Below are 20,918 nucleotides of genomic sequence, written 5' to 3'. Positions count from 1 at the left end.
TGACATAGATACCGGCGAGCCGGTGCTTTCCTAGCTTGCGATTTCCAGCCCCTCGCGGGACATTCCCTTGAACTCCGGCATGAGGGAGATCAGCTTGCGGCTGTACTCATGCTCGGCATTGGTAAACAGTTTCTCGGTCTCGGCCACCTCCACCAGGTGACCGTGCTGCATCACGCCGATGCGATCGCACATCTGGCGGATGACCGGCAGATCGTGGCTGATGAACAGCATGGTGAGGCCAAGCTCCTGCTGCAGATCCTTGAGCAGGTTCAGGATCTGGGCCTGCACCGACACATCCAGCGCCGAGGTGGGCTCGTCGCAGATGAGGAAACGGGGCCGGGTCGCCAGGGCCCGGGCGATGGAGATGCGCTGACGCTGACCGCCGGAAAACTCGTGGGGATACTTGACCCCGGCGCCGCGGCCGAGGCCAACGTGATCCAGCAGATCCCCCACTATGCCGGCGATCTGGCTCTCGCTGCTCGCCAGCTTGTGGAAGCGAATCGGCTCGGCAATGATGTCGCGCACCTTCATGCGCGGGTTCATCGACGAATAAGGGTTCTGGAACACCATCTGCATCTGGCGACGCAGCGGGCGACGCTCATGCTCGCCCTTGAGGGCGGTGAGATCGATCCCCTCGAAGAAGATCTTGCCGGTATCGGGCGGATAGAGGCCGGTGATGGCGCGGGCGATGGTGGATTTGCCGGAGCCAGACTCCCCCACCAGGCCGAAGGTCTCACCTTCGAAGATCTCGAAGCTGATGTTGTTGCAGGCCCGTACATACTGGCGACGGCTCGGGAAGAAGGAGTCCTTGGTGACGAACTTCAGATCCACGTTCTCCACCCGCAGCAGCGCCCCTTCATAGGCGCGTTCGTCCTGGCTCTGGCCGAGCCAGTGGGTCTTGAGATCGATGCTGGTATCCGCCGCACCGGCATCCTCGATATAGGAGACCAGCGGGAAGCGCACCAGCTTCACGTCCGAGCGGGGCACCGCCGAGATGAGGCTGCGGGTATAAGGATGGTTGGGGCGACCCAGCACCTGTTCCGTGGTGCCGAACTCCACCAGATCGCCGCGATACATGACCGCCACCTTGTCGGTGACGTTGGAGACCACGCCCATGTCGTGGGTCACCAGCATGCAGCCCACCTGCCGCTCCTTGCAGAGGGTGCGGATGAGCTGGAGGATCTGATCCTGGATGGAGACATCCAGCGCCGTGGTCGGCTCGTCGGCGATGATGAGCTCGGGATCGCCGGAGAGGGCGATGGCGATGACCACCCGCTGGCGCATGCCACCGGAGAACTGGTGCGGATACTGCTTGATGCGCAGCTCCGGGCTCGGGATCCCGACCGCCTTCATCAGCTCGAGTGCCTTGGCAAAGGCAGCCTCACGGGACAGGTCGGTGTTGGCGAGGATGGTTTCAACCAGCTGATGTTCGACGGTGAACAGCGGGTTGAGGGAGGTCATGGGGTCCTGAAAGATGAAACCGATGCGCGAACCGCGAATGGCCCGCATCTCGTTCTGGCTCTTGCCGGAGATGAGCTCGCCATTGAGGTAGATATCGCCACGGGCGATGCGACCCGGTGGGCTCAGGAGATCGATGACGGCGTTGCCGATGGTGGATTTGCCGGCACCGGACTCACCCACGACGCCGACGATTTCCCCTTTTTCGATGGAGAAAGAGAGATCCTTCACTGCGGCCAGTACCCCGTAGCGGGAGGGATACTCGATCCGCAAGTTTTTCACTTCGAGCAAGGACATGGTTACCTCTGCGGGGGACATCCGTCCCAAATAATTCGTCCGTAAATCGGCCGCAGATGCCGGTCGTGCCTTGGCGTGATCGTGAGTGTTTGATATGACGACTAAACGCTCAATCCATGAGACAACGAAACCAGCGATCCGGGCGGGTTTTTTGCATTTTTTTGGAATAACCCGCGAGTAACTTAGACGGTTTGACGGCGAGTGTAAATGATCGGGTTATACAATTTCGCAATACTTTGCTCAGTTAGCAGCCAGCTCGACAGTCATAAATGATGACTACAATCACATACCCAGACTTTATGACCACATAAATGACGATCTAGTGCTTTTACTTTCAACAAGGGTGTAACAGGCGGGAATATTCACTATTGACACAATAGTCTCAAGCCTCGAATGAGTAGTGAATATTTATGTGAAATGATTTTTTAACGGCAGCATATGCCGATGAATGAAAACTAAACAGAGATAAATAGGGGGATGCCAGCGCTGCATTCCCCCTCGTAATCCCCGTCACCCCAGCCAGTATGCCAGCGATTGCATACAAAACAGGGCGAACAGGGCGGCGATGAGATCGTCGAGCATGATGCCGAAGCCACCGTGGATACGGCGGTCGAACCAGGAGATGGGCCAGGGCTTGAGCACGTCGAACAGGCGAAACAGCACGAAGCCGGCCAGTACCCACTCCCAACCGGCTGGCGCCGCTATCATGGTGACGCCAAAGCCTATGACCTCGTCCCAGACGATGGCGCCGTGATCCGGCATGCCGATGGCATCGGTGGCGCTCTGACAGATGCGGATGCCGATCAGGAAACCCACCACCAGCAGGGCGATGAACCAGAAGGTCGGCAAGCCGCTCACCAGCAGATAGAGCGGAATGGCGGCAAGCGTCCCCATGGTGCCGGGCGCCTTGGGCGAGAGGCCGGAGCCAAACCCCACCGCCAGGAAGTGGAGCGGGTTCCTGAGGTTCAGCCGCTTCAACTCGGGCTTTATCATGAACCAGCTCATGCGAAGTGATCCCACCCTTTCAGCGTCAGCTCGACCGGCTGCTCGCCGTGCAGATAGTCGATGCCGGGCTCGCCGGCAACGATGCGGCCGATGCGGGTAAACTTGACGCCGCAGTTGGCTAGCGCCGTGTCCAGCGCACCGCGATGCTCCTCCGGCACGGTGAAGCAGAGCTCGTAGTCATCGCCGCCGGCCAGGGCCAGCTGCCAGGCATCCTGCTCGCTCACCGCATCCTGCAGCACGGGTGAGAGCGGCAGCAGACCGAGATCGATCTGGGCCCGCACGCCCGACGCCTTGAGCACGTGGCCGAGATCCGAGGCCAGGCCGTCGGAGAGATCCAGCGCGCTGCTGGCCAGTCCGCGCAGAGCCTGGCCGGCCAGAATGCGGGGATGGGGATGGTCGAGGCGCGGCAGCACGGCCGCCAGTTGGTTCTCGTTGAGGGTGCGCTTGGCCAGCAGGTGGGAGAGCGCCAGCGCGGCATCGCCCAGGGTGCCGGTCACATAGACACCGTCGCCGGCCTTGGCACCACTGCGCAGCAGGGCACGGCCGGCCGGCACCGAGCCCTTGACCGATACCGTGATGGAGAGGGGGCCGCGGGTCATGTCCCCGCCCACCAGCGCCACGTTGTAGTATTCGGCAAGCTCGAGGAAGCCTTCCGCAAAACCAGCCACCCAGGCTTCGTTGACGGTGGGCAGGGTCAGCGCCAGCGATACCCAGCGCGGCTCGGCGCCCATGGCAGCCAGATCGGAGAGATTGACCGCCAGCGCCTTGTAGCCGAGGTCTACCGGATCCATGTCGGGAAAGAAGTGTACGCCGCTCACCAGGGTATCCGTGCTCACCGCCAGCTGGGTGTCGGGGGGCAGGGTCAGCAGGGCGCAGTCGTCTCCAGGGCCCATCACCACGTCCTTGCGGGCGTGGGGGACCTTGAAGTACTTATCAATCAGCTCAAATTCACCCATACAGTAAAAAGCCAGCGATTAAGCTGGCTCCTCTATTAGATGCTGTTGCGGCTCTTGCTGCGAGAGCGTGTTCAAGGCTGGTCGCTGCCGGGCTCTTCATGTATTGCCATACACGTCGGCCTGGCGCTGCGCTTCACCTTGCTGACGACGGCTCGCGACAGAGCATCGATCAGCATGGAATGCTGATGAACGCAGGGATCAGCGCTTGTCCAGCGACTTGATCACCTTGTCCAGTACACCGTTGACAAACTTGTGGCTGTCATCGGCAGCAAAGGCTTTGGCCAGCTCGATCGCTTCGTTGATCACCACGCGCGGCGGCACATCATCACGACGGGTCAGCTCATAGGTCGCCAGACGCAGGATCGCCTTGTCCACCATGTCCACTTCTTCCAGCGGACGGGAGAGGAAAGGTGCGAAGACCTTGTCCAGCTCGTTGCAGTGGAGGGCTACCCCGAACAGCAGATCGCGGAAGTAGTTCAGATCCACACCCTTGGTGTCCTGATCGATCTTGAACTGCTCTTCGATGTCGCCCACGTTGGCCTTGGTCATCTGCCACTGGTAGATGGCCTGGGTGGCGCAATGGCGGGCCTTGCGGCGCTCAGACGGTTTCAATGCATTTCTCCTCGTTACACGTCCAGTTCTTTCAGGACGTTGATCATTTCGAGCGCTGCCAGTGCAGCCTCTGCACCCTTGTTACCCGCCTTGGTACCTGCACGCTCGATGGCTTGTTCAATGTTTTCAGTGGTCAGTACGCCGAAGGCAACCGGAATTTCATATTCCATCATTACCTGGGCCATGCCCTTGCTGTTCTCGTTGGCGACCAGATCGAAGTGGTAGGTGCCGCCACGAATGACGGTGCCGACTGCCACGATGGCGTCATACTTGCCGCTCTTGGCCAGTTTCTTGATGACCAGCGGCATTTCAACCGCGCCCGGCACTTTCACCAGGGTCAGGTTACTGTCCTGTACCTGGCCTTGACGCTTCAGTACGTCCAGTGCACCACTCACCAGGCTGTCGTTGATGAAACTGTTGAAACGAGCAACGACAATCGCAACGCGCGCTTCAGGAGCGGCGATATTTCCTTCGATAACCTTCATTGGAAATCCTGTATCTGTGAAAGCAAAAGGGCCGGAGTCAAAAGTGCGCACATTCTAGCACAACAGACCCACGACAAAAAACCATGGCCGCAACGAGCGGCCATGAGGATGATTTCAGCCGTATGCGGCGCTTACTCGCCGACGTACTCCACCACTTCCAGGCCGAAGCCGCCGAGAGCGTGATACTTCTTCGGCGAGCTCAGCAGGCGCATCTTGCCCACCCCCAGCGCCTTGAGGATCTGGGAGCCGACGCCGACCCGGCGCGAGGTACCCTGCCACTTGGCTCCTTCCGGCGCCAGCCCCTTGTCGGCGGCCTCGAAGCCCTTGACCCTGGCCAGCAGCTCGGCACCGTGGGCTTCCGCCCCCAGGATCACCAGCACCCCGCCCTCGTCGGCGATGCGGGCCATGGATTTGGGCAGCGGCCAGCTGCGGGCGGCGTGGCGGTCGGTCTGCAGCAGATCGCTCAGCACGTCGTGCAGATGGACCCGCACCAGGGTTGGCTGGTCGGCACTCACCTCGCCTTTTTTGAGGGCGAAGTGCACCTGGTTGTCGATGGTGTCGCGGAAGGTGATGAGGTCGAACTCGCCATATTCGGTGGGCAGCTTGCACTCGGCCACCTTCTCGACTGTGGTCTCATGCTGGTTGCGGTATTCGATGAGATCCGCAATGGTGCCAAGCTTGATGCCGTGCTGCTCGGCGAAGATCTCGAGATCAGGGCGGCGCGCCATGGTGCCATCCTCGTTCAAGATCTCGACGATGACGGAAGCGGCCTCGTAACCGGCCAGCCGGGCCAGGTCACAACCCGCCTCGGTGTGGCCGGCGCGAGTCAGCACGCCGCCATCCTGGGCCATCAGCGGGAAAATGTGGCCGGGTTGCACCAGATCGGAAGCCTTGGCATCGGGCGCCACCGCCGCCTGCACGGTGACGGCCCGGTCGGCGGCGGAGATGCCGGTGGTCACCCCTTCGGCCGCTTCGATGGTCACGGTGAAGGCGGTGGAAAACTGGGCGTTGTTGCGGTCGACCATCAGCGGCAGCGCCAGCTGCTTGCAGCGATCCCGGGTCAGGGTCAGACAGATGAGCCCCCGGCCGTAACGGGCCATGAAGTTGATATCTTCCGGACGGACACAGGAGGCGGCCATGATGAGGTCCCCTTCGTTCTCCCTGTCTTCGTCATCCATCAGGATCACCATCTTGCCAGCCTTGATATCGGCAATGATTTCCTGGGTCGTGCTCAGCGCCATGGGCTACTCCATCAACATGCTTCGGGGATTGAGCCAGTCGGCTCGACGTGATACTGCCTATTGTGCTCTAGATGGGGCACGCGGGGCCCCATTTCAATCGGAGCGGGATCACAGAAAAGCGTTTTTCCCGCCGAGGTTCCGTCACAGGAAACCGGAGCGGGCCAGCTTCTCCAGGGTCAGGGTGGAGGCACTGCTCTCCTGGCGCTGACCCGTCATCAGCCGCTCCAGATAGCGGGCTATCTGATCCACCTCGAGATTGACGCTCCTGCCCGGCTTCCAGCCGGCTATGGTGGTCTCCTGGGCGGTGTGGGGCACGATTGTCAGCCGGAACAGATCCCCCTGCACGGCGTTGACGGTGAGGCTGATGCCGTCCACCGCGATGGATCCCTTCTCGGCGATGTAGCGGGAGAGCTCCGTCGGCGCCTTGATCCAGTACTCGATGGCGCGGCCACTGCTGGAGACGCTCTTGACCTCCCCCACCCCGTCCACGTGGCCGGAGACCAGGTGACCGCCGAGGCGGGAGGTGGGCATCAGCGCCTTCTCGAGGTTGACCCGATCGCCCACCTTGGCGGCAGAAAAACCGGTGCGGGAAAGGGTTTCCAGCGACACGTCGGCGGTATAACGCTTGTCGCCCAGGGCGATCACGGTGAGGCAGACACCATTGGTGGCGATGGAGTCGCCCAGCTTGACATCGCTGAAATCCAGGGTGGGCGCGTGCACGGTGAGGGCCATGTCTTCGCCCTGGCGACGCAGCTCGGCCAGGGTTCCCACCGCTTCGATAATTCCGGTAAACATGCAGATCACCTTGCTGATGACGGGGGCGGCAATGCCCCCTTTAATATTGATAAATCAGGCTATTTTGGCGGTAATACGAATATCCTGGCCAACCATGCGCACATCCTTGATGTTGAGCTTGGGAGCCTGGAACAGCCGGGTGAGCCCGGGCAGATGGAACAGGCCGCGCCCCTCATCCCCCATCAGTTTGGGCGCCTGATAGAGCACCAGATCGTCCACCAGCCCCTTCTCCAGCAGGGCGCCGCACAGGCGTGGCCCCGCCTCCACCAGTACCGAGTTGACGTTCTGTTTGGCCAGCAGCATGAACAGGCTGACCAGATCCAGCTTGCCATCCAGCAGCGGCACCTCCAGCTGCTGCACCCAGGCTGGCCAGTCGCCGCCCGCCTTGTGGCGGGCCAGCAGCACCGGGCTCTCGCTCTGGAACAGAGGCAGATCCGGGGTCAGCCGGTTTTGCGAGTCGACGATGACCCGCAGCGGCTGGCGCAGGGTCTCTTTGGGATAGGCGGCCTTGACCGAGGGGGGCAGCTCGTCCCAGCGCACGGTCAGGGAGGCGTTGTCCGCCAGCACGGTTTCGGCGCTGGAGAGCACCGCATCGTGGCGGGCCCGCAGTCGCTGCACGTCGCGGCGCGCCTCCGGGGAGGTGATCCACTGGCTCTCGCCGCTCGCCATGGCGGTGCGACCATCCAGGCTGGCACCGAGCTTGACCGTCACCTGCGGGAAGGCGGTGCGCATCCGCTTGAAGAAGCCCGGGTTGAGGGCCTCGGCCTCGGCGGCCAGCAGGCCGAAGTCGGTCTTGATCCCCGCCTCGGAGAGCATGCGCAACCCGCGCCCCCCCACCTGGGGATTGGGATCCACCATGGCGGCGACCACCCGGGTCACCCCGGCCTTGATCAGCGCCTCGGCGCAGGGGGGCGTGCGCCCGTGATGGGAGCAGGGCTCCAGGGTCACGTAGGCAGTGGCGCCGCGGGCCTCTTCGCCGGCCGCGTGCAGGGCATAGACCTCGGCATGGGGCTCGCCGGCACGCTGGTGCCAGCCCTCCCCCACCACCACGCCGGCCTTCACCAGCACGGCACCGACGCAAGGGTTGGGGGCCGTGGTGTAGCGGCCACGGCGGGCCAGTTCGAGGGCCCGGCTCATCCATTGGTAATCGTCTTGACTAAACATCTGGGCTCCTCTGACAGCACATCCAGGCTTACGCAATATCGTAGGTTCGATTAGCGCAGCGTAATCGAACGCGGCAACCTGGTTTGGAAGAAAGACTCACTTCTCCAGCTTGGCGATCTCTTCGCCGAACTCACGTATGTCTTCAAAGCTGCGGTAGACGGAGGCAAAGCGGATATAGGCCACCTTGTCGAGCCCCTTCAGCTCGTCCATCACCAGGTTGCCCACCAGCTCGGAGGCCACTTCGCGCTCGCCGGTGGCCCGCAGGCGGGATTTGATGTGGTTGACCGCTTTCTCGATGGCCTCCATGCTCACCGGCCGCTTCTCCAGTGCCCGCAGGATGCCGGCACGCAGCTTGTCTTCGTTGAAAGGCTCGCGCGAGCCGTTGGACTTGATGACGCGGGGCATGACCAGCTCGGCCATCTCGAAGGTCGTGAAGCGCTCGTGGCAGAGCAGGCATTCGCGACGGCGGCGTACCTGATGGCCTTCGGCCACCAGACGGGAATCGATCACCTTGGTATCTACCGCACTACAGAAAGGGCAATGCATCGGACCTCCGGCGTTGACGGAAAAGGGCGCCGACCACCGGGGCCGGCTCTAGGCCGGCCAGTGTAGCACGGCCATCCAGAACCGGTAAAAGCCCGTGAAAACAAGGGAAGTGACAGATGCCATCAGCAACCACGAAGTGCATCAATGGCGATATCAGGTAGCCAGAGCACAGTATTGGTGTCGCTCTCTATCAGCTCTACGATGGCTTCTCTCGGACCTTTTCTCCATGCATCCGTGGCATAGAATGCCGCCTGTGAACGGGTCAGATCGTCAAGATCAGCGTAAGCCCGCATCAAAAAATAGACGTCCGGATCGTGCAAGGAAGGGCCATGATTCACCACATCCATTCCCCACTCGCGGTGCAGCGGCAAACTCTGCTCTGCAACCAGCCTATGAAACTCTGTCCGGCTACCGGCCTTGAGCCGGTAGTTCCGGATCTCCAGCACTCTCTTCATTGAGCTGTCTCCTGTCATCCGTTTCTTGAACATCACAGCTGTTTTAGGCGCCCATCCCAGTCATCCATTCGACCGGGCTCAGTCATCATAAGGCAGGGTGTCGGGGTCACAATCCTGATAGTCGGGCGCCGGATCCACGGCAAAGCGGCGCGCCTCGATATGGCTGTGGCCCAACATCAATGCCTTGCCCACCCGGTGCATGCCGTCCATCACCCGGCCGGCGCTGTCCAGCAGGATGGGATAGGCGAGATCGGCCGCCATCATGAGCTGGCAGTGCTCCACCACGCTGCGCACCGTGGGGCGGGTGGCGTCATGGCCGTACCAGTGCTGCTGGTCGAGCTCGGCAATCTCACCGAGTGCTACTGCCTGCACCGGCAGATCGCGGCTCAGCCACACCAGCCGGCGCACGTCCCAGGCCAGCAGCCCCTGTTCACTGGCGCGAAAGTGGTACTGGGCGCGGATCGCCTGCCTGAGCGCTGCCGACGCCAAGTCCCACTCAGCGTTGCCCCCACCCCCTGTACCCTGCAACTGCTCTTTGCTGTGCTGACTCATAGCCCCTCTCATGTTGCCAAACGCCACAAAAAACAATGCCACCCGAGGGTGGCATTGCGGTTCAACCTGAAAAGCAGGTCGATTATGCGTAAACCGGGAAACGGCGGCAGATGTCCAGCACCTTCTCGCGGGTGTTGGCCAGCACTTCGTCGTTGTCGTGGTTGTCCAGCACGTCGCAGATCCAGTGAGTCAGCTGGATGGACTCGGCTTCCTTGAAGCCGCGGCGGGTGATGGCCGGAGTGCCGATGCGCACACCGGAGGTGACGAACGGGGAGCGCGGGTCGTTGGGCACGGAGTTCTTGTTGACGGTGATGTTGGCCTTGCCCAGCGCAGCATCGGCATCCTTACCGGTCAGCTCGCGGCCGATCAGATCAACCAGCATCAGGTGGTTGTCGGTGCCGCCGGAGACGATCTTGTAGCCGCGCTCGATAAAGGTGGCAGCCATCGCCTTGGCGTTCTTCACCACCTGGGCCTGATAGGTCTTGAACTCGGGCTCCAGCGCCTCTTTGAAGGCAACGGCCTTGCCGGCGATGACGTGCATCAGCGGGCCACCCTGACCACCCGGGAAGACGGCGGAGTTGAGCTTCTTGTAGAGCTCCTCGTCGTCGGCGGCGGAGAGGATCAGACCACCGCGCGGACCGGCCAGGGTCTTGTGGGTGGTGGAGGTGACCACGTGAGCGTGGGGCACCGGGTTCGGGTAGACACCGGCGGCGATGAGGCCAGCCACGTGGGCCATGTCGACGAACAGGTAAGCACCGATCTTGTCGGCGATCTCGCGCATGCGAGCCCAGTCGACAACGCCGGAGTAGGCGGAGAAGCCGCCGATCATCATCTTCGGCTTGTGCTCAACGGCCAGACGTTCCATCTCGTCGTAGTCGATCTTGCCGGACTCGTCGATGCCGTAGGGAATGATGTTGTACAGCTTGCCGGAGAAGTTGACCGGGGAGCCGTGGGTCAGGTGACCGCCGTGAGCCAGGTTCATACCCAGCACGGTGTCGCCCGGTTGCAGCAGGGCCATGTAGACGGCGCTGTTGGCCTGGGAGCCGGAGTGCGGCTGCACGTTGGCGTAGGTGGCACCGAACAGCTCTTTGGCGCGCTCGATAGCCAGGGTTTCAACCACATCCACATACTCGCAACCACCGTAGTAGCGCTTGGAGGGGTAACCTTCGGCGTACTTGTTGGTCAGCTGGGAGCCCTGGGCTTCCATGACGCGGGGGCTGGTGTAGTTCTCGGACGCAATCAGCTCGATATGCTCTTCCTGACGACGGGTCTCGTCTGTGATGGCCTGCCACAGCTGGGGATCATAGCCGGCAATGGTCATGTCACGTTTCAACATCCGTTTCTCTCCTGAAAATCGTTTGCGCGATAGGTGAAGTGGGCAGGCGCATTGTAACGTGAGCTGGATCAAAGAGACAGTCCAACCACCCAAAAAATTGTTTAAAAAATGTAAAATGCGTCGCAAATTTCACACCGACCAGGCGGGCTGCGACCCGCCGGCAAGCCCACGCCAGCCTGGCCAATCCCCCCTTCATCCGCCACCGATACACTCGGCCAACAGCCGGAGCATGGCTCATCAGCCGGCCAAAACCAGAGCCAGATCATGGATATAGCATTTACTAACAGATAACATCTTTAACAGGCACAGCAGTTGCCCGGCGCGCAGGCCGGCAACGTAAGGGCCCCTCACCGCATCCGGTCAACTGCTGCTCGCGTCACCCTCTTGTCTTGTCACACCGCAGACTCACGGGAGTAAGCCATGCTGGATAACTTGATGCTGTTTCTGATTATTTCGGTATTCGCGCTGTTCTACTGGATCTACTACACCGGCAGTCGCAAGAGCCCTTTCACCACCCAATGGGACCAGTTGCCCACCCGCGAGCAGTATCTGGCGGCCCACCCGGACGCCATCGACGGCGACATCCTCTTCTGCATTCACTGCGGCCATCATCAGCAGCTGGATGTGGGCCTGGTGCACCAGGCCGACTTCCGCCGCCAGCACCTCTGCGCCCAGTGCAGGCAGCCGCTCTACCGCGAAGAGCAATAACTGTCCTGAGCGGGCATGAGCCACGCCCCCTTGCTGCTAATCCGGCAGATGCTTCGTCTGCCACGCCCGCAAACCGGCCAGCGCCTGCTCAAACGGCCCGGCCAGCGCTCCCCCATCCAGCAGCCCCTGCTCCACGGCGGCGCACTGCGCCGCGAAATCATCCAGCCCGAGCGCCAGGGCGCTGCCCTTGAGCCTGTGGGCCAGCGCGCGCTGCGCTTCCCCTTCGCTGTGCGCCAGCTCGGCCACCAGGGGCGCCCCCTGCTCGGCAAACAGGGCGATGAGCTGGCGGATGCGCTGACTGCCGAGCAGGGTCAGATCCGCCTCCAGCACCCGGTTGGCAGTTTCGACGGTAGCGATCGGCTCGCCCGCCGCTAGGGGAGGCGCCTCCTCCCCCGCTGACAAACGGTCGATGGCCGCGGCCAGCGCCGCCAGCCGCACCGGCTTGCCGACGAAATCGGCAAACCCCGCCGCCAGACAGGCGCGCACATCCTCCGGGTACATCTGGGCCGAGATGGCGATGGCGGGCAGGCCGCAGCCATGCTCCTCCTCGCTGATGGCCACCAGATCCTCGCGCAGCGTCATGCCATCCATGTCCGGCAGGTTGATGTCGAGCAGAGCCAGCTCGAAGGGGCGCTCGGTCACCCGCGCCAGCGCGCTGCGTCCATCCTCGGCCAGGGTGACCCTGTGGCCGAGGCGCACCAGCATGCCCTCGGCCACCAGCCGGTTGATCTCGTTGTCCTCCACCAGCAGGATCTCCCGCGGCTGGCCGAGGCGCACCGGCTGGGCGCTAACCGGCAGCTGGGCCGCCGAACGCTGCAGCGGCAAGCTGAAGCTGAATTCACAACCCAGTCCCGGCTCGCTGGAGAGCATAAGCTCTCCCCCCATGACGGCCACCAGCCGGCGGCTGATGGCAAGCCCCAGCCCCGTGCCCCCCTGATGGCCCATGTCCCGCTTGCGCTGGCGGAAGGCCTCGAACACAGCCTCCTGCTCCCCGGCCGGAATGCCGGGGCCCGTGTCTTTCACCACGAAGCGGATGCAGGGCTCGGCGCAGGGACCCGCGCAGGCAAGCGGCGCCACCACCAGGGTGATGCGCCCCTCGCCGGTAAACTTGACCGCATTGCCCAAGAGGTTCGCCAGCACCTGGCGCAGCTTGCCCAGATCCCCTTCCACCACTGGGGGGAGCGAGGGGGCATATTCCAGCACCAGCGTCACCCCTTTCGCGTCGGCCCTCGGCCCGAACAGGGCGATCAGCTCCTCGGCCAGCGGGCGCAGGGAGAAGGGCTCGCGGCGCGCCTCCACATGGCCCGCCTCGATTTTGGAGTAGTCGAGAATGTCGTTGAGGATCTCCAGCAGGGATTCGCCACTCTGCTCGATGGCGGCCAAGTAGCGCTGCTGGGTCTCGCTGAGGTGGGTGTCCTCCAGCAGGGTGAGGCCGCCGAGGATGCCGTTCATGGGGGTGCGAATTTCGTGGCTCATGGTGGCAAGGAACACCGATTTTGCCCGGTTGGCCTGCTCCGCCTCGGCGCGGGCCAGCCGCTGTTTCTCCACCTCCTCGTTGAGGCGCACATTGGCGTGGCTGAGCTGCTCCGTGCGCTCCTCGACCCGCGACTCCAGCTCCCGCTGGTAGCGGCCAAGCTCGATGGCATTGTCGCGAAACACCTGCAGCGCCCGCCCCAGCTCCGCCAGCTCGTCGCGCCCGACCTCCCCAACCGGCGTCAGCGGCGCCAGATCCCCCTTCGCCAGCCGGCTCATCCCGGCGACCGCTCGCTGCAGCGGCCAGACGATGCGGCCATAGACCACCCGCCACATCAGCAGGATGAGCAGCACCAGGGTGAGCAGGCCGATCACCATCAGGGCCTGCTCCAGCAGTTTGAGGCGCTGGCTCAATGCCTGCTGGCTCTGCCCCAGGGAGTCGCGGGCCTGACTGACCAGGGTGCCGACCTGACGGTTGAGGCTCGCCATCAGGGCGTCGTTGGCGGCGGCCAGCACCCGCAGCGCCTCCCCCTTGCCGAGCCAGTCGCTGCGCAGCTGCACCAGCCGATCGCTCTGCTCCAGCACAGTCAGCGCCTGCTCCACCGCCTGACGGCGGGCCGGATCCGTCACCGCTCCCGCCCGCAACCGCAGGATGGCCAGCTCACCGCGCACCTCCTGCAGCAGGGTTTGCAGCCCCTCCTGCCGGTCGCTGCGCCAGATCTCCTCGATACGCTGCTGCTGCATCAGGGTGCGGTGGCGCAGCTCCGTCATCTGCTCCAGCCAGTCGAGATCTTGCTCCAGCAGCCGATCGATAGCCCGATCTGCAGACCGCCCCTGCAGCGAATAGAGGGAGCCGAGCCCGGCCACCATCACGGTCTCGGCGTTCTCCATCTGGCTGCGGGCCAGCTCCGCCACCTGACCGGCGGCAGCCACCAGGCGGGATCGCAGGGCACTACCTTCAGCCATTAACGTGAGACGCTCCCCTACCAGCCAGCCCTGCTGGCCCAGGTTGCCGATGATGGTCTGGCTGAGGCGATGCAGCTCGTCTGGGGTCTGCTTGCCGCCACCATGACCCAGCTGCTCCAGCACCTGTTGCATCTGCTGCCCCTGCAGGGTGAGCAGCCGCCCCTGATGCTCCCGCTCCCCCTCGCTGGTGGCGGAGGCCAGCAGGTGGGAAGAGCTCTGGATCTCGCCGCCGAGCCGCGCCAGGGTGCGGGCCAGCTCCTGATCCGCCAGGGTCTGCTGCACCCCCTGCTCCAGCTGGCGCAGGTGGCTGAGCCCGAACCAGCCCAGCAGGGAGGCCCCCAGGGTCAGCAGCGCCATCAGGGAGAAGGCCAGCAGCAGCTTGCCGCCCAGGCCAGAAAAGATTCTCACGCGAAGCCCCTTGGTTGTGGTCGACTTTGACCGGATAATATGGCCCCACACTTTAACAAAACCCCCGGCCATGCGAAGCGTCTGTCTCTCCCTGTTACTCCTGCTGCTCCCGGCCTGCGTCCTCGCCTTCGAGGTGGATCACTGGCCGGACGGCGCCTTCGGCGGCCAACCGGTCCGTTTGAACTGGCAAGGGCCCGCCCCCGTCACCCGTCCCCTGACCCTGTGCGCCCTCTATCCCCATCTGCGCGACGCCTACTGGCTGTCGGTCAATCAGGGCATGGTGGAGAAGGCCAAGCGACTCGGCGTGAAGCTGCGCATCCACGAGGCGGGCGGTTACGGCGCCATTGCCGAACAGCGCCAGCAGTTGCAGCAGTGCGTGAGCGAGGGGAGCGATGCCATCCTGCTCGGCGCGGTGAGCTACGACGGGCTAGGCGAAGCGATCGGCGCCAGCCCGCTGCCGGTGTTCGGCCTGGTCAACGACCTGCCCGCCGGACTGGTCAAGGCCAAGGTGGGGGTCTCCTGGTATCAGATGGGCTGGCAGATGGGCCACTGGCTAGCCAAGCACCACCCTGCCGGCAGCCCGCCGGTGACGGTGGCGCTCTTTCCCGGCCCGCAGGCGAGTGGCGGCAACAACTTCGTCGAGCCCGGCTTTGCCGCAGCCATCCAGAGCAGCGCCATCAGACTGGTGACCACGGCGCGCGGTGACAACAGCCGCGAGATCCAGCGCACACTGGTGCAGCAGACCCTGGCCCGCCACCCCGACCTCGACTATCTGGTGGGGGGCGCCATCGCCGCCGAAGTGGCGGTCAACGAGCTGGCCCAGCGCCAACTCACAAAACCCCAAGTGTTGAGCACCTACTTCAGCCACGGGGTGCAGCGCGGCCTGCGCCGGGGCAAGGTCCTGGCCGCCAACAGCGATCAGATGCGCCAGCAGGGACGTCTTGCAGTGGCCCAGGCGGTCTGCCTGCTGCAAAGTCCCGAGGCCGGCGAGCAGCAGTGCCCGCGGGTGATGGGCCCCCCCATCCTGACTCTGGAGGCCCCCCTGGCCAATCCCGCCAACTCTCTGTCCGATGGCACCTTTCGCCCCGTCTACCGGGTCGGCTTCGACGCCAGCGGCCACTAACCAAGAACTCAAGGAGAAGAGATGAACACATTGCATGCGAGCTGCCTGTGCGGCGCCGTGGCCCTGACCCTGCCGGATCAGTTCGACTACATGGGCAACTGCCATTGCTCCGAATGCCGCAAGTTTTCCGGGGCGGACTACGCCTCGGTCGGCGGGCTGGATGGTGACAAGGTGACCATCGCGAAGGGGAGCGAGGCCATCGGCCGCTACCAGAAATCGGACGAGACCAGCCTCGCCTTCTGCCGCCACTGCGGCTCCAGCCTGTTCAGCCAGAAGCGCAGCACGGGCAAGATAAATCTACGGCTGGGGATACTGGACGAGGCGCCGAGCCAGCGCCCCGCCTTTCACATCTTCGTCGGCTCCAAGGCGCCCTGGCACCAGATAGGCGATGACCTGCCCCAGTTCCCCGAACGCCCCGGCCGCTAAGCGCCGGCAAACCCTGTGTTCTCCCAAGGCACGAGTCACGGGAGGGCGCCTGCTCATCCTTCAGGACGCCGCTTCGTCCTCCTGGTGCCCGATAAGATCCATCAGGTGGGCGCAGCACGCCTCCACCCCCTCTTGCGGGAGATTGGTGATGCCGAGCAGCAGGCCCGGCCTAGCCCGCGCCGGATCGGCGTACCAGACGGACAGGGGGGCAGGCGTCAGCCCGAAGGCATCGGCCCGATGCGCGATGGCGCGATCGTCACAGCCCACAGGCAGGCGCAGCAGCAGCGCCAGCCCCGCCAGGGTGACCGCCTCGGCGGGGACCGGCAGAGCCTGTTGCAGCGCCGCCGCCCGCGCACGGTAGAGCCGCTTCATCTTGCGCAAATGGCGCAGATAGTGGCCCTTGCGCATGAACTCGGCGAGGGCCAGCTGGTTGGCCACCGAGCCTGCGGGCGCCAGCGCGGCGGCCACCTCCCCCACCCGCTCGACTAGGGCAGGGGGCAGCACCATAAACCCGAGCCGCAGGCCAGGGCGGATGGTCTTGCTAAAGGTGCCGACATAAATGACCCGGCCATGGCGGTCGAGGGAGGCCAACGCCGGCGCCGCCCGGCCGGTGAGTTGCAATTCGCTTAAGTAATCATCCTCGACGATCCAGCCGCAGCCACTGGCCGCCCATTCCAGCAGCCGATGACGGCGGGCCAGGGAGAGGGTCATGCCCAGCGGCGCCTGCTGGCCGGCGGTGACGATGGCCAACGCTGCGTCCCCCGCCCGGGCTATCCCCTCCTCCACATCGAGCCCCTCTGCCGTGACCGGGACTGGCACCGGCGTCATCCCCGCCATGGCTAACGCCATGCGAGACAGGGGATAACCGGGATCCTCCAGCCAGGCAGCCTTCCCTTTAAGTTCAAGCGCATGGACGAGCAGCCCGAGAGCGCCGCTGTAACCGGAGGTGATGACGATCTGAGCCGGCGAGCAGCTCATCCCACGGGCCACACTGAGATACGCGGCGATCTCGGTGCGCAGGGGCAGCTCGCCACGGGGATCGGGATAGCTGACCATCCCAACGGCAGCCTCACTGGCAACCTGGGCCGCCACCCGCGACCACAGCTTGCCGGGAAAGCCATCCTGCGCGGGCACGCCGACCTGAAACACTCGGGGAGGCTCACCGAAAGGGTGCTGGTAAATTTCGGGCAAGGGATTGCGGGGAGTCGGAATGTCGGGTGGCAAGTGCACCGGCAGGCTCTGGGCGACGAAGGTCCCCGCCGCCCCCTGTGAGACGATCAGTTGTTCGTCGATGAGCCGTTCATAGGCAGCGCGGACTGTGCCCCGCGCGACGCCGAGCTGGATGGCCAGATCGCGCCATGAGGGGAGCCTGGCCCCCGCATAGAGCGTGCCCTGGCGGATAGACAGGCCGATGGCCGTGGCAATCTGGTCGACCAGAGAGCCGCCGGTTTCGCGGCGCAGCACGATGTGCAGCTCACGCATCGCCACAGGCCAAAGTACGCGATGGTACAGTGAAAACTGGCATTCCTGGTCCTTATTCTTGGACTATCAAACTGCATACAATCGGGTCATTAAACCATCCCCGATACATGTTCGAAAGCATTTAAGGAGTCCATCTTGCTCAAACCACTCGCTGCCTTGTTGCTCCTGCTCAGCCTCGGCCATTCCGCCTACGCGAACGACAACAGCTACGACGCCGAAGGCGAGCAACGCGCCAAGAGTGCGGGCAGCCCCCTGATCGGCCAAGCGGCCCCGGCGGTCACACTGACCACCCTGGACGGCAAGCAGATCGATCTGGCCCAACTCTATGGCAAGAAACCGGTCTATCTGAAGTTCTGGGCCACCTGGTGCGTGCCGTGCCGCCAGCAGATGCCGGGCTTTGAGGCCATCAAGCAGAAACTTGGCGATCAGCTCGAAGTGATCGCGGTCAACACAGGCTTCTCCGACGACGCAGAGGCCATCCGCGCCTACCGCAAAGCGCAGGGCCTGACCATGCCCATTGCCATCGATGACGGTACTCTGGCGACAGCGCTGAACCTGCGGGTCACGCCCCAGCACGTGGTGATCGGACGAGATGGCAAGATCATGCACGTGGGCCATCTGGACGATCAGGCGCTGCACACCGCGCTGCAACAGGCGATCTCCGAAAAGGCGCAGCCCGTCGCGCCGGCTGCCGGTGCCAGCGCCGCCCCCACCTTCACCGTGGGCGACAAGGTCAGCCATCTCGGGATCACCCTGCTCAATGGCCGCCCCATGGACTTCGCTGCCGCCAACCAGAAGCCGCGCGCCATCGTATTCTTCGCTCCCTGGTGTGAATCCTACCTGGCCGAGAGTCGCCCTCAGACTGCCAAGAGCTGCCAGTTCGTGCGCGAGGAGGCCGAGAAGCTGATGGCGAGCGAGAAGCACGTGGAGTGGGTCGGCGTCTCCTCCGGCCTCTGGGTCTCCCAGGCCGATCTGCAGGAGTACCAGAAGAGCGGGGGCAGCAGCCTGCCGCTGGCGCTGAACGAAGATGACTCCCTGTTTCGCGCCTTTGGCATTCGCGACATCCCGAGCGTGGTGCTGCTCGATAGCCAGAACCGCGTCGCCCGCATCCTGGGCCCGCAGGACCGCCAGTTGGCCGACGCCATCAAGAACCTGAAATAAGCGCCAACCGTGATGGACACCGCTCCGATGGACCGGTGTCCTGTTGCTCCCAAAGAAGACGTCCCATGAAAATCAACACCCTGAAGCGGCAACTGCTCGCGCTTTGCCTGACGCTCACCCCCTTGCTCGCGGCCGCCATGCCCGGCGCCGGAGAGACACTGATCGCCTCCTCACTGCACGCCGCCAGCCCAACCCCCTCCGCCCATGGCGGCACCACCCTGGCGATCGCGATGACGCCGCAGCCGGGATGGCATGGCTACTGGAAACAACCGGGGGATGCGGGCCTGGCTCCTCAACTGACCTGGCACCTACCCGCTGGCGTCAGCGTCGGCGAGCCCGCCTATCCGCTGCCACAGACCCAGCGCTTTGGCGGCATCATGAACCACGTCTATGGCGAGCCCTACGCACTGCTGGCCGAGCTGACCATCGCCGAGGGGATCCCCGTGGGCACACCGCTGCCGATCCGCCTCGACATGCAGTACCTGGCCTGCCGTGACGACGCCTGCGTGCCGGAACGCGCCAGCTTGCAGACCACGCTGCGGGTCGGCCACGGCGAGCCCGACGTCGCCCTCGCCGCCGATTTTGCCAAGTGGCGCCAGGCGCTGCCGAGGCCGCTCGGCGCCCCTGTCAGCTTTACCGTGCAGCAGCAGCGGCTGCGCCTCGAGGTGCCGCTGCCCGCCGATATCCCCCTCGATAAGCCCCATCTCTTTCGCGCCAGCGGGCACGCCATCGTCGATGCCGCCCCCCAGCACTTCGAACGCCAGGGTGATCTGCTCATCGTCGAGACCCAGGCCGGCGCCACGCCGACCGAGCCGTTCCAGGCAACCCTGGTCCTCGGCCACGGCCTGGGGCTGAGCCTGGACGCCCGACTTGCCACCGCGCCCCAGGAGCACGGCGTCACCGCCCTGCTGCTGGCCCTGGCCGGGGCGATCGCAGGGGGGCTGCTGCTAAACCTGATGCCCTGCGTCTTTCCCATCCTCAGTCTCAAGGCGATGAGTCTGGCGAGGGCCGGCACCGGTGCGCGCACCGCACGGCGCGAGGCACTGGCCTATACGGCCGGCGTGATGGTCACCTGCATGGCGCTCGGTGGTGTGCTGCTGGCCCTGCGGGCAGGCGGTGCCCAGCTCGGCTGGGCCTTCCAGCTGCAAGATCCACGCATGATCCTGCTGTTGCTGCTGCTGACCTGCGTCATCGCCTTCAACATGGCGGGCCTGTTTGAGCTCAGCAGCGTCGATACCGGAGCCGGACTGACCCGACGCGATGGTGCCACCGGGGCCTTCTGGACCGGTGCCCTGGCCGCCTTCGTCGCCACCCCCTGTACCGGCCCCTTCATGGCGGCGGCGCTCGGCACGGCCCTGATCCTGCCCTCCGCAGCGGGCATGCTGGTGTTCGCCGGGTTGGGCTTTGGCATCGCGCTGCCCTTCCTGCTGCTGGGGTTTACCCCGGCGTTGCAGCGCATGATGCCCAAACCGGGCCCCTGGATGGCGACCCTGCGCCGCCTGCTGGCCATTCCCATGTTCCTGACCATGCTGGCACTGCTGTGGGTACTCGGCCAACAGGTGTCCGTCAATGCGCTGACCGCCAGCGTGGGCTGCGCCATGTTGCTGGCGCTCGGTCTCTGGCTGACCGGTCTGCGCCAACGAGCGCTCAAGCCGATGGCCTGGCTGCCCGCCCTGCTCGCGGCGGTATTGTCCATCGCCCTCGGCCTGAGCCAGGTGACCGAACGCTCCGTTCCCACCCAACCCGTTGCCAACCAGCTCCCCTTCGATGAAGCCAAGCTGGAACCCTTGCTAGCGGGCGACAAGCCGGTATTTCTCTACTTCACTGCAGACTGGTGCATGACCTGCAAGGTCAATGAGCAGGTTGCCATCGATCGCGACGCCACCCACGAGGCCTTTGCCAAGGCCGGGGTGGTGGTGATGCGGGGAGACTGGACCCGTGGCGACGCCGCGATCACCGCCTTCCTGGCCCGGCACGGCCGCTCCGGTGTGCCGCTCTATCTCTGGTATACGCCGGGTCAGCGTAAGCCCAGGGTGCTGCCCCAGGTGCTTGGACCCAACACCCTGATAGCGCTGGCACATGCCAGACCCTGAACGGCGCCAGCCATGTCCCCCTACCAGCTCTTCTCCGCCCTGGAGAAGGGCGCAGCCGCGCCATATCAGGGCACGGCCATCATGGACGTGTCGCACGAGGTACTTCGGGCCGGTTGCTTGGCGCAATGAGGAGATCATCCTTTTTATGATCAAAAGGATATAAAACATGGTGGCGG

The 20,918-nt window shown here is 64.2% G+C and carries 19 protein-coding genes and 1 pseudogene; 5 read left to right on the top strand and 15 right to left on the bottom strand.

The window, feature by feature from the left end:
- Positions 1-30 precede the first annotated feature (30 nt).
- The 12 genes from AB5Y95_RS12665 to glyA form a co-directional block, all read right to left on the bottom strand.
- Positions 31-1,755 carry an ABC transporter ATP-binding protein gene (locus AB5Y95_RS12665; RefSeq protein WP_005298102.1) on the bottom strand — a complete coding sequence of 575 codons (1,725 nt, stop codon included), beginning with the start codon at positions 1,753-1,755 and terminating at the stop codon, positions 31-33.
- A gap of 510 nt (positions 1,756-2,265) precedes the next feature.
- Positions 2,266-2,760: a phosphatidylglycerophosphatase A gene (locus tag AB5Y95_RS12660; protein WP_043170267.1), complete on the bottom strand. Its 495-nt coding sequence runs from the start codon at positions 2,758-2,760 to the stop codon at positions 2,266-2,268.
- On the bottom strand, positions 2,757-3,716 hold the full coding sequence (thiL, locus tag AB5Y95_RS12655; RefSeq protein WP_017784575.1) for a thiamine-phosphate kinase: 960 nt from the start codon (positions 3,714-3,716) through the stop codon (positions 2,757-2,759). Before thiL ends, AB5Y95_RS12660 begins: the two co-directional genes overlap by 4 nt.
- Positions 3,717-3,914: 198 nt before the next feature.
- Positions 3,915-4,328, bottom strand: coding sequence for a transcription antitermination factor NusB (gene nusB / locus AB5Y95_RS12650; RefSeq protein ID WP_005298096.1), 414 nt, complete (start codon positions 4,326-4,328; stop codon positions 3,915-3,917).
- A 14-nt stretch (positions 4,329-4,342) separates the two neighbouring features.
- Entirely contained in the window at positions 4,343-4,813 is a 471-nt protein-coding gene (ribE, locus tag AB5Y95_RS12645) for a 6,7-dimethyl-8-ribityllumazine synthase (RefSeq protein ID WP_010633100.1), read from the bottom strand.
- Between the two features lie 131 nt (positions 4,814-4,944).
- Positions 4,945-6,054 (bottom strand): bifunctional 3,4-dihydroxy-2-butanone-4-phosphate synthase/GTP cyclohydrolase II, encoded by a 1,110-nt coding sequence (ribBA, locus tag AB5Y95_RS12640; protein WP_010633099.1) that lies wholly within the window; start codon positions 6,052-6,054, stop codon positions 4,945-4,947.
- Positions 6,055-6,195: 141 nt separating this feature from the next.
- Positions 6,196-6,849 carry a riboflavin synthase gene (locus AB5Y95_RS12635; RefSeq protein WP_017783741.1) on the bottom strand — a complete coding sequence of 218 codons (654 nt, stop codon included), beginning with the start codon at positions 6,847-6,849 and terminating at the stop codon, positions 6,196-6,198.
- A gap of 54 nt (positions 6,850-6,903) precedes the next feature.
- Complete coding sequence (ribD, locus tag AB5Y95_RS12630) at positions 6,904-8,013, bottom strand: bifunctional diaminohydroxyphosphoribosylaminopyrimidine deaminase/5-amino-6-(5-phosphoribosylamino)uracil reductase RibD (protein WP_211028815.1); 1,110 nt, start codon at positions 8,011-8,013, stop codon at positions 6,904-6,906.
- 96 nt (positions 8,014-8,109) lie between these two features.
- Positions 8,110-8,559 (bottom strand): transcriptional regulator NrdR, encoded by a 450-nt coding sequence (gene nrdR, locus AB5Y95_RS12625; RefSeq protein ID WP_005298086.1) that lies wholly within the window; start codon positions 8,557-8,559, stop codon positions 8,110-8,112.
- Positions 8,560-8,681: 122 nt separating this feature from the next.
- Entirely contained in the window at positions 8,682-9,014 is a 333-nt protein-coding gene (locus tag AB5Y95_RS12620; protein WP_124250665.1) for an NIPSNAP family protein, read from the bottom strand.
- A 78-nt stretch (positions 9,015-9,092) separates the two neighbouring features.
- Positions 9,093-9,566 carry a hypothetical protein gene (locus tag AB5Y95_RS12615; RefSeq protein ID WP_201891744.1) on the bottom strand — a complete coding sequence of 158 codons (474 nt, stop codon included), beginning with the start codon at positions 9,564-9,566 and terminating at the stop codon, positions 9,093-9,095.
- Positions 9,567-9,648: 82 nt separating this feature from the next.
- Positions 9,649-10,902 (bottom strand): serine hydroxymethyltransferase, encoded by a 1,254-nt coding sequence (gene glyA, locus AB5Y95_RS12610; RefSeq protein ID WP_005298078.1) that lies wholly within the window; start codon positions 10,900-10,902, stop codon positions 9,649-9,651.
- Between the two features lie 420 nt (positions 10,903-11,322).
- Here glyA and AB5Y95_RS12605 point away from each other — a divergent pair, with 420 nt between their 5' ends.
- Complete coding sequence (locus AB5Y95_RS12605; RefSeq protein ID WP_017765166.1) at positions 11,323-11,610, top strand: hypothetical protein; 288 nt, start codon at positions 11,323-11,325, stop codon at positions 11,608-11,610.
- 36 nt (positions 11,611-11,646) lie between these two features.
- Here AB5Y95_RS12605 and torS read toward each other — a convergent pair whose 3' ends face one another.
- Positions 11,647-14,457 carry a TMAO reductase system sensor histidine kinase/response regulator TorS gene (gene torS / locus AB5Y95_RS12600; protein ID WP_338713601.1) on the bottom strand — a complete coding sequence of 937 codons (2,811 nt, stop codon included), beginning with the start codon at positions 14,455-14,457 and terminating at the stop codon, positions 11,647-11,649.
- Between the two features lie 70 nt (positions 14,458-14,527).
- Between torS and torT the strand changes: the two genes are divergently transcribed.
- A complete protein-coding gene (gene torT, locus AB5Y95_RS12595; protein WP_368161247.1) occupies positions 14,528-15,580 on the top strand; it encodes a TMAO reductase system periplasmic protein TorT in 1,053 nt (350 codons plus the stop codon).
- A 21-nt stretch (positions 15,581-15,601) separates the two neighbouring features.
- On the top strand, positions 15,602-16,006 hold the full coding sequence (locus tag AB5Y95_RS12590; RefSeq protein WP_215269782.1) for a GFA family protein: 405 nt from the start codon (positions 15,602-15,604) through the stop codon (positions 16,004-16,006).
- A gap of 60 nt (positions 16,007-16,066) precedes the next feature.
- Here the strand turns inward: AB5Y95_RS12590 and AB5Y95_RS12585 are convergent, their stop codons facing one another.
- Both AB5Y95_RS12585 and AB5Y95_RS12580 read right to left on the bottom strand, forming a co-directional pair.
- The gene (locus AB5Y95_RS12585) at positions 16,067-17,155 is read right to left on the bottom strand and encodes a PLP-dependent aminotransferase family protein (protein WP_368161450.1); all 1,089 of its coding nucleotides are present in this window, start codon (positions 17,153-17,155) and stop codon (positions 16,067-16,069) included.
- A 108-nt stretch (positions 17,156-17,263) separates the two neighbouring features.
- Positions 17,264-17,488 (bottom strand): annotated as a pseudogene (locus AB5Y95_RS12580) (GntR family transcriptional regulator); the annotation flags it as partial.
- 135 nt (positions 17,489-17,623) lie between these two features.
- On the opposite strand from AB5Y95_RS12580, the gene AB5Y95_RS12575 reads away from it, so the two are divergent.
- Together AB5Y95_RS12575 and AB5Y95_RS12570 are read left to right on the top strand one after the other, a co-directional pair.
- Positions 17,624-18,649 carry a thioredoxin family protein gene (locus AB5Y95_RS12575; protein ID WP_215269783.1) on the top strand — a complete coding sequence of 342 codons (1,026 nt, stop codon included), beginning with the start codon at positions 17,624-17,626 and terminating at the stop codon, positions 18,647-18,649.
- Positions 18,650-18,714: 65 nt separating this feature from the next.
- Entirely contained in the window at positions 18,715-20,742 is a 2,028-nt protein-coding gene (locus AB5Y95_RS12570; protein ID WP_065016770.1) for a protein-disulfide reductase DsbD, read from the top strand.
- Positions 20,743-20,918 lie beyond the last annotated feature (176 nt).

Source organism: Aeromonas sp. R5-3, assembly GCF_040908225.1.
Classification (GTDB): domain Bacteria; phylum Pseudomonadota; class Gammaproteobacteria; order Enterobacterales; family Aeromonadaceae; genus Aeromonas; species Aeromonas dhakensis.
This window is presented reverse-complemented; position numbering and strand designations above follow the sequence as displayed.

Coding starts and splice junctions, on each gene's coding strand:
- AB5Y95_RS12665 (WP_005298102.1), bottom strand. CDS start 1,755: ATGTCCTTGCTCGAAGTGAAAAACTTGCGGATCGAGTATCCCTCCCGC.
- AB5Y95_RS12660 (WP_043170267.1), bottom strand. CDS start 2,760: ATGAGCTGGTTCATGATAAAGCCCGAGTTGAAGCGGCTGAACCTCAGG.
- thiL (WP_017784575.1), bottom strand. CDS start 3,716: ATGGGTGAATTTGAGCTGATTGATAAGTACTTCAAGGTCCCCCACGCC.
- ribE (WP_010633100.1), bottom strand. CDS start 4,813: ATGAAGGTTATCGAAGGAAATATCGCCGCTCCTGAAGCGCGCGTTGCG.
- ribBA (WP_010633099.1), bottom strand. CDS start 6,054: ATGGCGCTGAGCACGACCCAGGAAATCATTGCCGATATCAAGGCTGGC.
- AB5Y95_RS12635 (WP_017783741.1), bottom strand. CDS start 6,849: ATGTTTACCGGAATTATCGAAGCGGTGGGAACCCTGGCCGAGCTGCGT.
- ribD (WP_211028815.1), bottom strand. CDS start 8,013: ATGTTTAGTCAAGACGATTACCAATGGATGAGCCGGGCCCTCGAACTG.
- nrdR (WP_005298086.1), bottom strand. CDS start 8,559: ATGCATTGCCCTTTCTGTAGTGCGGTAGATACCAAGGTGATCGATTCC.
- AB5Y95_RS12620 (WP_124250665.1), bottom strand. CDS start 9,014: ATGAAGAGAGTGCTGGAGATCCGGAACTACCGGCTCAAGGCCGGTAGC.
- AB5Y95_RS12615 (WP_201891744.1), bottom strand. CDS start 9,566: ATGAGTCAGCACAGCAAAGAGCAGTTGCAGGGTACAGGGGGTGGGGGC.
- glyA (WP_005298078.1), bottom strand. CDS start 10,902: ATGTTGAAACGTGACATGACCATTGCCGGCTATGATCCCCAGCTGTGG.
- AB5Y95_RS12605 (WP_017765166.1), top strand. CDS start 11,323: ATGCTGGATAACTTGATGCTGTTTCTGATTATTTCGGTATTCGCGCTG.
- torT (WP_368161247.1), top strand. CDS start 14,528: ATGCGAAGCGTCTGTCTCTCCCTGTTACTCCTGCTGCTCCCGGCCTGC.
- AB5Y95_RS12590 (WP_215269782.1), top strand. CDS start 15,602: ATGAACACATTGCATGCGAGCTGCCTGTGCGGCGCCGTGGCCCTGACC.
- AB5Y95_RS12570 (WP_065016770.1), top strand. CDS start 18,715: ATGAAAATCAACACCCTGAAGCGGCAACTGCTCGCGCTTTGCCTGACG.